Origin of the sequence: Piscinibacter sp., from assembly GCF_050175855.1 — a bacterium.
Classification (GTDB): Bacteria; Pseudomonadota; Gammaproteobacteria; order Burkholderiales; family Burkholderiaceae_C; genus Piscinibacter.
The window spans coordinates 25,498-37,964 of sequence record NZ_JBFXIO010000003.1; the positions used below are offsets into that span (position 1 = coordinate 25,498).

11 protein-coding genes are annotated in these 12,467 nt (G+C 71.0%); 10 read left to right on the top strand and 1 reads right to left on the bottom strand.

Annotation, left to right across the window (positions count from 1 at the left end; all coding sequences use genetic code 11):
• Positions 1-10: 10 nt before the first annotated feature.
• From AB7U92_RS00810 to AB7U92_RS00845, 8 genes are all read left to right on the top strand, one after another.
• Positions 11-799 (top strand): FadR/GntR family transcriptional regulator, encoded by a 789-nt coding sequence (locus AB7U92_RS00810; protein WP_428573774.1) that lies wholly within the window; start codon positions 11-13, stop codon positions 797-799.
• Positions 796-1,704, top strand: a complete 909-nt coding sequence (gene ltnD / locus AB7U92_RS00815) for an L-threonate dehydrogenase (protein WP_428573776.1) — start codon at positions 796-798, stop codon at positions 1,702-1,704. The genes AB7U92_RS00810 and ltnD overlap by 4 nt, the downstream gene beginning before the upstream one ends.
• 11 nt (positions 1,705-1,715) lie before the next feature.
• Positions 1,716-2,498, top strand: coding sequence for a 2-oxo-tetronate isomerase (gene otnI / locus AB7U92_RS00820; protein WP_428573778.1), 783 nt, complete (start codon positions 1,716-1,718; stop codon positions 2,496-2,498).
• 4 nt (positions 2,499-2,502) lie between these two features.
• Positions 2,503-3,522: a D-erythronate dehydrogenase gene (denD, locus tag AB7U92_RS00825; protein WP_428573780.1), complete on the top strand. Its 1,020-nt coding sequence runs from the start codon at positions 2,503-2,505 to the stop codon at positions 3,520-3,522.
• Complete coding sequence (locus AB7U92_RS00830) at positions 3,519-4,271, top strand: SDR family NAD(P)-dependent oxidoreductase (RefSeq protein ID WP_428573782.1); 753 nt, start codon at positions 3,519-3,521, stop codon at positions 4,269-4,271. Before denD ends, AB7U92_RS00830 begins: the two co-directional genes overlap by 4 nt.
• 169 nt (positions 4,272-4,440) lie before the next feature.
• Entirely contained in the window at positions 4,441-5,283 is an 843-nt protein-coding gene (locus AB7U92_RS00835; protein ID WP_428573784.1) for a transporter substrate-binding domain-containing protein, read from the top strand.
• A gap of 13 nt (positions 5,284-5,296) precedes the next feature.
• Positions 5,297-9,529 (top strand): PAS domain-containing protein, encoded by a 4,233-nt coding sequence (locus tag AB7U92_RS00840; protein WP_428573786.1) that lies wholly within the window; start codon positions 5,297-5,299, stop codon positions 9,527-9,529.
• Positions 9,530-9,633: 104 nt separating this feature from the next.
• A complete protein-coding gene (locus AB7U92_RS00845; protein ID WP_428573788.1) occupies positions 9,634-10,083 on the top strand; it encodes a DsrE family protein in 450 nt (149 codons plus the stop codon).
• A gap of 9 nt (positions 10,084-10,092) precedes the next feature.
• Here AB7U92_RS00845 and AB7U92_RS00850 read toward each other — a convergent pair whose 3' ends face one another.
• Positions 10,093-10,800 carry a haloacid dehalogenase type II gene (locus tag AB7U92_RS00850; protein ID WP_428573790.1) on the bottom strand — a complete coding sequence of 236 codons (708 nt, stop codon included), beginning with the start codon at positions 10,798-10,800 and terminating at the stop codon, positions 10,093-10,095.
• Positions 10,801-10,842: 42 nt separating this feature from the next.
• Between AB7U92_RS00850 and AB7U92_RS00855 the strand changes: the two genes are divergently transcribed.
• A complete protein-coding gene (locus tag AB7U92_RS00855; protein ID WP_428573792.1) occupies positions 10,843-11,652 on the top strand; it encodes an HAD-IIB family hydrolase in 810 nt (269 codons plus the stop codon).
• Positions 11,653-11,654: 2 nt separating this feature from the next.
• Positions 11,655-12,467, top strand: an 813-nt coding sequence (locus AB7U92_RS00860; protein WP_428573794.1) for a YbfB/YjiJ family MFS transporter, incomplete at its 3' end; no start/stop codon positions are given.

Sequence of the window (12,467 nt, forward strand, 5' to 3'; positions counted from 1 at the left end):
TGATAACCTGATGACCATGTCAATCAGCCCGGCCCCCACCCAGGTTTCCCCGGCCTCCGCGGGCGGCCGGCTGGTGACCGAGCGGCTGTCCGACCGGCTGGCGGCGATGCTCAGCGCGCAGGTCGAGGGTGGCCGGCTCAAGCCGGGCGACAAGCTGCCCTCCGAGCAGCAGCTGGCCGAGGCGCACGGTGTCTCGCGCACCGTCGTGCGCGAGGCCGTGCATCAGCTGAAGTCGCGCGGGCTGCTCAGCTCGCGGCAGGGCTCCGGCGTGTTCGTCGCCGCGCCGGCGGTCAACCAGCCGCTGGCCTTCGATCCTTCGGTGCTGGAGTCGGTGGAGTCGGTGGTGCACGTGGTCGAGGTTCGGCGCGTGCTCGAGGGCGAGATCGCTGCGCTGGCCGCGCAGCGCGCCACGCGCGCGCAGATCAGCGGCCTCAAGCGCGCGCTGGCCGAGATCGACCGCGCGGAGGTCGAAGGCCGCGACGGCGTGGCCGAGGACCTGGCCTTCCACCGCGCCATCGGCGAGGCCACCGGCAACCCGCAATTCAGTCGCCTGCTCGGCTTCCTCGAACAGTACCTGCGCGAGGGCATGCGCATCACCCGCGGCAACGAGGCGCGGCGCAAGGACTTCATGGAACAGGTGCGCAACGAGCACCGCGCCATCGTCGAGGCCATCGCCGCTCGCGACCCGTTGGCGGCGCGCAAGCGCGCCACGCAGCACATCCTGCACGGCGAGCGGCGCCTGGAGCAGGGCGGCGTGATCACGCGCGGCAAGCGGCGGGTCGTGGGAGTGCGTTCATGAGCGAAAGCAAGGTGCTCGGTGTGGTCGGCCTGGGCTCGATGGGCTATGGGGCCGCCGTCTCGGCGATGAAGCGCGGCGTGCCCACCTGGGGGCTGGACACCACCGAGGCGGCGCGCGCGCGTTTCGCGGCGGCCGGCGGGCAACTCGCTGATTCGCTCCAGGATCTGGCCGCGCGCTGCGACGTGGTGCAGCTGCTGGTGGTCAATGCCGCGCAGACCGAAGCGGTGCTGTTCGGCGAGCAGGGCCTGGCCTCGTCGCTGCGCCCCGGCTCGGTCGTGATCGCCTCGGCCACGGTCGACCCCGCGCTGCCGCCGCAGTGGGAGGCGAAGCTTGCCGAGCGCAGCCTGCACCTGATCGACGGCCCGGTGTCCGGCGGCGCGAAGAAGGCCGCCGAAGGGCAGATGACGGTGATGGCTTCAGGCCGCCCCGAGGCCTTCGAGGCCGCCGGTGCGGTACTCGACGCCATCGCCGGCAAGGTCTACCGCCTCGGCGACAAGGCCGGCGTCGGCTCCACGGTGAAGATGGTCAACCAGCACCTGGCCGGCGTGCACATCGCCGCCGCCTGCGAGGCGATGGCCCTGGGCATGCGCGCCGGCGCAGACCCGGCGGCGCTCTACGAGGTGATCTGCAACTCCGCCGGCATGAGCTGGATGTTCCAGAACCGCGTGCCGCACATCCTCGAGGGCGACTACACGCCGCTGTCGAGCGTGAACATCTTCGTCAAGGACCTGGGCATCGTGCTCGACGCGGCGCGCAAGCTGGCCTTCCCGCTTCCGCTGGCGGCGGCGGCGCATCAGCTCTACCTGGCTACCGCTGCCGCGGGCCACGGCAACGAGGACGACGCCGCGGTGGTGAAGTTCTACGCCGAACTCGCCGGGCTCGAACTGCCCGCCAAGAAGGCCTGAAGGAGGCCGCCATGCCGCGCTTCGCTGCCAACCTTTCGATGATGTACGGCGAGCACGCCTTCCTCGACCGCTTCGCCGCGGCCGCGAAAGATGGCTTCGACGCCGTCGAGTACCTGTTCCCCTACGATTTCCCGGCGGCGGAACTCGCGAAGCGGCTGGCCGACCATGGCCTGCAACAGGCCCTCTTCAACGCGCCCCCGGGCGACTGGGTGGCCGGCGAGCGCGGCCTGGCCTGCCTGCCGGGGCGGCAGGACGAGTTCCGCGCCGGCGTCGCCCGGGCGATCGAGTACGCCCGCGCACTGGACTGCCCGCGCATCCACCTGATGGCCGGCCTCGCACCGGCCGGTGCCGAGCGTGCCGCGCTGCGCGGCGTCTATGAGGCCAACCTAGCCTGGGCGGCGGCGCAGGCGCGCGACATCACGTTCCTGATCGAGCCGATCAACACGCGCGACATCCCCGGCTTCTTCCTCAATCGTCAGGACGAGGCACACGACATCGTGCAGCGCATCGGCGCGGCCAACCTCAAGGTGCAGATGGACCTGTACCACTGCCAGATCGTCGAGGGCGACCTGGCGAAGAAGCTCGAGGCCTTTGTGCCGACCGGGCGGGTGGGCCACCTGCAGATCGCCGGCGTGCCCGAGCGCCACGAGCCCGACATCGGCGAAATCAACTACCCCTATCTGTTCGAGCGCATCGACGCGCTCGGCTACACCGGCGTGATCGGTGCCGAGTACCGCCCGAAGGGCGCCACCTCGGCCGGTCTCGGCTGGTTCCAACCCTGGAAGAGGACCTGAGAGCATGAAGCTGCTCATCACCGGCGGCGCCGGTTTCGTCGGTGCGCGCCTGGCGCGCACGCTGCTCGCGCGCGGCACGCTGGCGGGGAAGAAGATCGAGCACATCGTGCTCGCCGACCAGTTCCCGCCGCCGGCCGACCTGCTGGCCGATGCGCGCGTGAGCGCGCGCACCGGGGCGCTGCTTGCGCAATGCTCCGGCCTGGCCGAGGAAGGCTTCGACGGCGTGTTCCACCTCGCCTCGGCGGTGTCGGGCGAATGCGAGCTCGATTTCGAGCTCGGCCTGCGCAGCAACCTCGACACCACGCGCACCCTGCTCGATGCCTTGCGCCTGCAGCTGCCCAAGGGCGGCAAGGTGCCCACCTTCGTGTTCAGCAGCTCGGTGGCGGTATTCGGCCCGGATGCCGGCGTGCCCATGCCGCCGGTGGTGACCGACACCACGCTGCCCGCGCCGCAGACCAGTTACGGCACGCACAAGCTGATGTGCGAATACCTGATCGCCGACTACACGCGCAAGGGTTACATCGACGGCCGCAGTGCGCGGCTGATGACGGTGACGGTGCGCCCGGGCAAGCCCAACGGCGCGGCCTCGTCGTTCTTCAGCGGCATCATCCGCGAGCCGTTGGCGGGCGTGGAGGCTGTCTGCCCGGTGTCGCCCGACGTGTCGCACCCGGTGTCGTCGCCGGGCCGCACGGTCGACGCGCTGATCGCGGTGTACGAGGCGAGCCGCGATGCCTTGAAGGGCCGCCTCGCGCTCAACCTGCCCGCGCTGAACGTGAAGGTGGGCGAGATGCTCGACGCGCTCGAGCAGGTGGCCGGCAAGGCGGTGCGCGCACGCGTGCGCTTCGAGCGCGACGAGCGCATCGCCGGCATCGTGGCCAACTGGCCCACCGGCGCCACCGCGGCGCGCGCTGCATCGCTGGGGCTGCAGCCCGACACCTCGTTCGCCGACATCATCCGCCAGTACATCGCCGATTGCGAGAAGGGCCCGAACGCGGCCGAGGCACTGAAGGGGCTCGCCCGATGAACCAGATCGATCTGAATGGCCGCGTCGCCATCATCACCGGCGGCGCGCAGGGCATCGGCTACGCCACCGCCGAGCGCATGCTGCTGTCCGGCGCCAAGGTGGTGCTGTGGGACGTCGACGCCAAGGCGCTGGCTGCGGCGAAGGAATCGCTGTCCGCGCTCGGCACGGTCGATGGCCACGCCGTCGAGCTCACCGACGAGGGCGCGGTCACGGCCGCCACCGGCGCGGTGATGCGCGCGCACGGCCGCATCGACATCCTCGTCAACAACGCCGGCATCACCGGCGGCAACGCCACCACCTGGGAACTGCAGCCCGAGGTGTGGCGCCGCGTCGTCGAGGTCAACCTGATCGCGCCCTACCTCACTTGCCGCGCCGTGGTGCCGCAGATGCTGCAGCGCGGCTATGGCCGCATCGTCAACGTGGCCTCGGTGGCGGGCAAGGAAGGCAACCCCAACGCCTCGCACTACAGCGCCTCGAAGGCCGGGCTGATCGCGCTGACCAAGTCGCTGGCCAAGGAACTGGCCACCCAGGGCGTGCTCGTCAACGCGGTCTCGCCGGCGGCGGCGAAGACGGCGATCTTCGACCAGATGAGCGAGCAGCACATCAACTTCATGCTGTCGAAGATCCCCATGGGCCGCTTCGTGCAGGTGAACGAGATCGCCGCGCTGATCGGCTGGCTGGCTTCGGAGGACTGCTCCTTCTCCACCGGCGCGGTGTTCGACATCTCCGGCGGGCGCGCCACTTATTGAGGCCGTTGACGTCGCTTGCGCAAGGCTGCTCGGGCCGACTCACATCTGGGCGTGGGTGAGGGCTAGATCGGCCGCACTTGTCCTCTGAGGGCCGGTGACTTGGCCTAGCATGGGCACAACTTGATTCCGGGCAAGGCCGAGACCACGCCAAGCCTCGAAGATGTCCAGAGTGCAGTTCCTGATTCGTCATCGGCATTTCGTCGCGGGTCTGCTGGCGGTGCTGACGCTGCTGTCCCTCGTGGCGGGTGTGTGGCGGCGTGGTTCCGACGACTCGCTCGAGCAGGTTCGTGAACGCGGGGAACTTCGCATCGGCTACGCCCTCGAGGCGCCGTATGCACTGATCCGCGCTGATGGCCGGCCCGGTGGCGAATCACCGGAAGTGGCCCGCGAGGTGGCGCAGCGCCTGGGTGTGCGGCCGGCGTGGGTATTGACTGAGTTCGACCGCCTGATTCCCGAGCTGGAAGACGGGCGCTTCGACGTGATTGCCGCCGGGCTGTTCATCACACCGCAGCGCAGGGAGCGAGTGCGCTTCTCCCGCCCGACGCTGCGCGTGCGTCCTGGCTGGCTGCGCCGCGCCGGAACCACGGCGCAGCTCGGCCCCTATCGCGAGGCGGCGAGCCGGCCGAATGTGCGCGTGGCCGTGGTGGCCGGCTCGGTGGAGGCAACGTTCTTCGAGGCGAAGATGACCGATCGCGGCGCGCTGTTGATCGTGCCCGACGCCCGCACCGGCCGCGAGGCGGTCGCGTCCGGCCGAAGCGACGCCCTGGCCTTGTCCTTGCCGACGGTGGCGCTCATGGCGTCGCAGGCTCCGGACCGGCTCGTCGCCGAACCCGCGGAGGGCCCCGGCGCCACCACGAACCTGGTGGGGCTGGCGGTTCGGCGTGACGACGAGCACCTGGCGCAGTCGATCGACGAGGCACTGGACGGCTACCTTGGAAGTCCCGCGCATCTCGACCTGCTGCGCCCGTTCGGGCTGGGTGCCGCCGATGTGCCGGAATCCTCCGAGGACTGATGCAGATCCCGACATGAACCAGCCTGCCTCGGAATCAGCCCGCAGCGACGTGCCGACCACCCGACCATGGTGGTACGCCGTGGCGCTCGCGGTGCTCTTGCTGTTCACCCTGCTGGGCGTGGTGCATCGGTTCGAACTGGGGCTGGCCGAGTCGTTGCACGCCGTCGAACGAGACGTGGGCCGCGCGGCGGCCGATGTGCAGCAGGCGATCTTCCACCTGCGCTTCGATGGCGGTGCCGAATCGCCCTGGCAGGCGAGTCAGGGCGCGGCGCTCTTGGCGCAGGCCGAGTCCGTGCTGGCCCGCGTCGGCGCCGAGAGCGGGCAACAGCCCCGCACGCAGGCGCTCAGCGCGCTGCTGCAGCACCTGAACGACGCGCTCGTGGCGGCCGATCCGAACCAGCCCGCGAGCGACGCCGAGCTGCAGACCCGACTGCTGATCCACGACGTCTTCCGCGCGCTGGACGAGCTCGTGGCGGCGGTGACGGACAGCACGCAAGCCGCGGTGAGGCGGGCCACGCTGCTCTTCAATCTCATGCTGTTGCTGTCTGCCGGGCTGCTGGGCGGCCTGCTGCTCGGCCTGCAGCGCAGCGAGGCGGCACGCGGCCGTGCACAGGCCGAGATCGCGCGCGGAGAACGCCGCACACGCATCACCCTGGCCAGCCTCGCCGAAGGGGTGATCGTCTACGACGCCAAGGGCGAGGTGATCGATGCCAACCCCTCGGCGCAACGGATGCTGGGCATGAGCCTGGCGGAGATCCGGCAGCGACGGCGCGATGCCGAGGTCCGCATGCATGCGGAAGGCGGCGAGCTGCTGTCGCCCGAGCAGTGGCCCAGCGTGCGCGCCCTGGCCAGCGGGCGGCCGGAGCACGGCGCCGTCCTCGGGCTGGAGCTCCCGGGGCAGGCCGTGCGCTGGCTCAGCGTCAATGCCGAGCCGTTCTTCGACATGGCTGGCGGCGCACCGCAGGGCGTGGTGCTGTCGTTCTCCGACATCAGCGAACTGCGCCAGCTCGTGCGCCAGCAGGCGGCGCACCGTGAGCACCTCGAGGAGGAAGTCGAGGCACGCACGCGCGCGCTGACCGCCGCGCTGCGCGAGAAGGAAGCGATCGAATCTTTCTCGCAGTTGATGACCGACCACCAGCCCACGCTGCTCGCCTACTGGGACCGCGAGCTGCGGCTGCGCTTCGCCAACCGCGCCTACCTCGAGTGGTTCGGCCTGCGGCGCGAGCAGGCGATCGGCCAGACCATTCCCGAGGTGCTGGGCCAGGAGTTCCTCGACCGCCAGAGTGCATCGATCGAGCGGATCCTTGCCGGCGAGACGGTCGAGTCGGTGCTCGACATGCGCTCGGGCGAGGGCCGGCCGGGTCACTTCTGGATCTATCGCGTGCCCGACCAGCGCACCGAGCCCATCGCCGGCTACTTCTTCATCGCCACCAACATCACCGAGCTGCGCCAGGCGCAGCTGAAGGCGGAGCTGGCGAAGGTGGCGACGGAGCAGGCCGAGGCGCTGACCCGCATGGTGGCCGACAGCCTGCCGGCTAGGGTCGCCTTCTGGGACCGCGACTGCCGACTGCGCTTTGCCAACCGGCGCTTCTGGGAACGCATGGGCCGCACGGCCGATGAAGTCGTCGGGCTCAGCTGCCGCGAGATCTATCCGGCCGACGCCGCTGACCACCTGCGGCGCTTCGCCGAGGCGGCCATGGCGGGCACTCCGCAGTTGCACATGCGCGAGGAACGGGTCGATGGCCTGCCGCGCACCAAGCAGATTCGCTACGTGGCCGCCCAGGCCGACGGCGCGGTTCAGGGGGTGCTGGAGGTCGCCACCGACGTCAGCGAACTCGTCGAAGCGCGCCGGGACGCCGAGCGGCTGGCCGAGGCCGTGGCACGCGGCGAGCAGTTTCTGCGCCACGTCGCCGACAGCATTCCGGCGCTCGTGGCCTACTGGGATCGCGACCTGCACTGCCGCTTCGCCAACCAGGCCTTCGCCGCGTGGTTCGACAGGCGTCCGGAGCAGATGGTCGGCGTGCGGTTCGCCGAACTGCTCGGCGAGGAGCGCACCCGGCGCAACGAGCCCTACGCGCGCGCCGCGCTGCAAGGGCAGCGGCAGGACTTCGAGCGAGACACCACGCTGCCGGATGGCTCGGTAGGCCACACCTACGTGCACTATGTGCCGCATTGGGTGGACAGCGAGGTGATGGGCTTCATCGCCGTGGTGAACGACATCACCGCGCTCAAGCGGGCCGAGCGCGAGCTCGCGCTGCGCGCCGACCAGGCGGAATCGGCCACACGCGCAAAGAGCGCCTTCCTCGCCAACATGAGCCACGAGATCCGCACGCCGATGAACGCGATCATCGGGCTCACCCACCTGATGGCGCGCGACGCTGACGACAGCCTGCAGCGCGAGCGGCTGCGCAAGGTCGACACCGCCGCCAAGCACCTGCTGCAGGTGATCAACGACATCCTCGACCTGTCCAAGATCGAGGCCGGCAAGCTGGGGCTCGAGTCGATCGAGTTCTCTCGCGACGAACTGATGACCCGGGCGCTGACCGTGGTAGGCGAGGCAGCGGCGGCGAAGGGCCTGGAGCTGGTGCTCGACACCGACCACCTGCCCGAGCGCCTGATCGGCGACCCGAAGCACCTCGCCCAGGCGCTGATCAACCTGCTGTCCAACGCCGTCAAGTTCACCGAGTCGGGCTGGGTGCGCCTGCGTGCCGAGAGTCTCGGCCAGCAAGGCGGCCGGATCGAGGTGCGCTTCGAGGTCACCGACACGGGGCCGGGCATCATGCCGGAGCAACAGGCGCGGCTGTTCGCCGCCTTCGAACAGGCCGACAGCTCGACCACGCGCCGGCATGGCGGCACCGGCCTCGGGCTGGCGTTGACGCGGCACCTTGCACGGCTGATGGGCGGCGACGCGGGTGTCCGCAGCGCTCCGGGCGAAGGCAGCAGCTTCTGGTTTACCGCCCAACTGCTGGTCGCGCCGCCGCGCGTTGCGCCGGAGAGCACGCTGTCGATGCGGGGCCGGTACGTGCTGCTGGTGGACGACCTGGCCGAGGCGCGGGAGGCGCTGAGACAGCAGCTGGGCAGCCTGGGGATGACCGTGGATGCCGCGCCGGACGGTGCCAGCGCCGTGCGGCAGGCCGAGCGCGAGCTGGCGGCCGGCCGGGCCTACGACGCGGTGATGATCGATCTGCGCATGCCGGGCATGGACGGGCTGTCGACGCTGCAGGCCCTGCGCCGCGTGCTCGGCGAGGCCACGCCGCCAGCCCTGCTGTTCAGCGCAGGCGATGTCGACGCGATCTGGCCGCAGGCCGCCGCGCTGGGTTTTGCCGCGGCCCTGGCGAAGCCGGTCACGGCCTCCACGCTGTTCGACAGCTTGCAGTCGGCCCTGCGCGGGACCGCGCCGGCCCCCACCGCACCCGCCTTCGACGACGCCGCGCTGCGCCGTCGCACCGCCGGACGGCTGGTTCTGCTCGCCGAAGACAACGAGGTGAACCAGGAGGTGGCGGGCGAACTGCTGCGCTGCGTCGGGCTGGGCGTCGATGTCGCGCCGAACGGTGCCGAAGCCCTGCGCATGGCGGCAACGGGGCGCTACGACCTGGTCCTGATGGACGTCCAGATGCCGGTGATGGACGGTCTGGAGGCCACGCGGGCCATCCGCGCACGCGTGGGCCAGCGGCTGCCGATCATCGCGATGACTGCGAATGCGTTCGGGGAAGACCGCGACGCCTGCCTCGACGCGGGCATGGTCGATCACCTCGGCAAGCCCGTGGAGCCGCGCGAGCTCTACGCCGCGCTGCTGCGCTGGTTGCCGGCGCAGGGCGCACCCTCGGCAGCCGAACGGGCGGCGCCGGGCGACATCCTGCCGATCGATGCGCTCGCCGCTGTCGACGGGTTCGATCTCGGGGAAGCGATGCGCATCGTCGGCGGTCAGGCGTCGATCGTCCTGCGCCTGCTGAGGCGCTTCGTCGAGCGCTACGCCGGCGGACAGGCCGAGTTGCGCGGCCCGATCGACGCCTCGACGCGGGCCGCGGTGCTGGCCGCGTGCCATTCGCTGCGCGGCGCCTGCGGCACCGCCGGCATGGTGACGCTGTCGCAGGCGCTGACGGCGCTGGAGCTGCAGCTCGACAGCACCGAGGCGCTGCCGCCCGGCGTCGGCGAAGAGGCCCGGCGCATCGACGACGAGCTGGTGGCACTGGTGGCGCGGCTGTCGAAGGCCCTGGGGCTGGCCGAGCCGCCTCCTGCGGGGTGAAGGGATTCCGGCGGCGACCCTCGTAGTCATGCTGATGACGCCAGCCGGCGGGCATGCGCAAAATACCCCAGGGGGATCACGAACCGACTGGAAGGAGACAGGCCATGGGACGTTGGATGGGCAGGCGGCTGGCAGTGCTGGCCCTGGGGGTGGTGCTGGCCGGCTGCGCCGGCATGCGCGGTGACGGCGCCCGGGCGCCGATGGCGGCTGGAAAGCCCGGCGTGGTGATCCAGGTCAGCGATGCCGACCCGAAGACCTGGAATCAGGCACTGAACGTGGTGCGCAACATCCAGAACGAGTACGGCATGGACAAGGTCAATGTCGAACTCGTCGTGTTCGGCAACGGCATCGGCCTGCTGGAGAAGTCCTCGCCCCAGGCCTCGCGCATCAGCGAGACCTCGCTGACCGGCGCCAAGGTGCTGATGTGCGAGAACACCATGGCCGGGCGCAAGAAGACGCGCGACGACATGCTGCCCGACATCGGCTACGTGAAGGCCGGCGTGGTGGAGATCATCGAGAAGCAGAAGCTCGGCTGGGCCGTCGTGCGGCCCTGACGGCCGCGCTCAGCGGCAGCCGAGCCGGTCGGCCAGGGCCAGCAGGCTCGCGGCCGACAGGTCCACCGGCACGCTGGCCTCGGTCTCGCCGATGCCGGGTCCGTGCTCGTCGGGCCGCGCGATGAAGGCGGTGCGCAATCCGGCCGCGGCGGCGGCGGCCAGGTCGGACGAATGTGCCGCCACCATCATCGCCTCCTGCGGCGCGCAATCGAAGGCCGCGGCGGCGGTGAGGTAGACGATCGCCTTGGGCTTGTAGTCGCGCGCCAGCTCGGCGCCGGTGATCGCATCCCAGTGCCAGTCGTTGCGGCGGGCGAGGTCGGCCATCAGCGAGATGTTGCCGTTCGAGCAGGGCGCGAGGCGGTACTTCAGGCGCAGCCGCGACAGGCCCGGCGTCACGTCGGGCCACGCTTCCAGCCGGTGCCAGGCGTGATTGAGGTGCCGACGCGTGGCCTCGTCGACGCGGTCGAGGCCGAAGTCCTTCAGCACCACGTCGAGGTTGCGCCGGTGCAGCACGTCGAGCTTGCTGAACGGCAGGCGCCCGCTGCGCACCTCTTCCATGGCGGGCTGGTACTGGTCGCGCCAGGCGGTGGCGAAGGCCGCGCCATCGACCTCGATGCCCTGCGCGCCGAGCACGCCATGCACCTCGCGGGCGATCGAGCCGTGCCAATCCACGAGCGTGCCGAACACGTCGAACAGCAGCACCTTTACTTCGGTCATGGCCGCAGCATAGCGCTGTGCGGCCGTGCGAGACTTCCCGCCATGCCCACCGCTTCCCGACCCTTCGACGACTGCCCCGACGCGCTGCTGCGCGAGGTGAGTGGCGTGCTCACCGACATCGACGACACGCTCACGCACGAGGGCGCGATCGAACCCGAGGCGCTGGCCGCACTCGGCGCGCTGCGCCAGGTGGGCATGCCGGTGATCGCCATCACCGGCCGGCCGATGGGCTGGAGCGAGCCGTTCGCGCGCGAGTGGCCGATCGACGCCATCGTCGCGGAGAACGGCGCGGTGGCATTGTTCATGAATGACGGCACGCTGCGCATCGAGTACGCGCAGGACGACCCCACGCGCACGCACAACGCCAGGCGCCTGGCCGAGGTGGCGCAGCGCGTGCTGCGCGAGGTGCCGGGCGCGACGCTGGCCCGCGACAGCGCCGGCCGCGTGACAGACATCGCCATCGACCACAGCGAATTCGCGCATCTCGACGAGACGGCGATCGCGAAGGTGGTCGCGCTCATGCAGTCCGAAGGCATGAACGCCACCGTGAGCTCCATCCACATCAACGGCTGGTTCGGCGATCACGACAAGCTCAGCGGCGCGCGCTGGATCGTGCGGCGGCGGCTCGGACGCGACGTCGAGGCCGAGCGCGGCCGCTGGCTCTACGTCGGCGACTCGACCAACGATCAGCGCATGTTCGAGCACTTTCCGCTCAGCGTCGGCGTGGCCAACCTGATGCGCTTCGCCGCGCAACTGCACACCTGGCCGGCCTGGATCACCGAGGGCGAGCGCGGGCGCGGCTTCGCGCAGGTGGCGCAGCGGCTGCTCGGCGCGCGCGGCGCCTCGACGTGAACATGACCGATCGCCGCCTGTTCGCCACGGCGCTGGCACTCGCGCTGGGCGCGGCCGTCTCTCTCGGGCTGGCGCGCTTCTCGTATGCGCTGCTGCTGCCGCCGATGCGCGCCGACCTGGGCTGGAGCTACTTCACCGCCGGCGCGATGAACACCGTCAACGCGGTCGGCTACCTCGCCGGCGCGCTGCTGCTGCCGCGCGCGCTGGCGCGGCTCGATGCGCGCACGGTGTTCCTCGCTGGCGGCTGGGGCGCGGCGGCGCTGCTGGCGCTGCACGGCCTCGTGCGCGGCGACGAGCTGCTCTACGCGCTGCGCGGGCTGACCGGCGTGGCCAGCGCCGCCACCTTCGCCAGCGGCGGGCTGCTGGCTGCGCGGCTCGGCCAGAGCCCCGGTGCGAAGCCCTCGCTGGTGCTCGGTCTGTACTACGGCGGCACCGGGCTGGGCATCATCGCCTCGTCGCTGGTGGTGCCGCCGCTGCGCTGGCCGCTGGCGTGGCAGGCGCTGGCGCTGGCCGCGATGGCCGCCACGCTGCTGATGGCCTGGGGCACCCGTGCGCTGGCCGCGCCGCCGGCCGCGACGGCCCCGCGCGGCGAGGGCTTCCGCGCACGTGACTTCGCCTTCGGCCTGGCCGGCTACCTGATGTTCGGCCTCGGCTACATCGGCTACATGACCTTCATCGTCACGCTGCTGCGCGAGCAGGGCGCGAGCACGGGCACGGTGGTGGCCTTCTACATCCTGCTGGGCACCGGCGTGATCGCCTCGTCGTGGCTGTGGGCGCCGCTGCTGCAGCGCTACCGCGGCGGCCAGCCGCTGGCC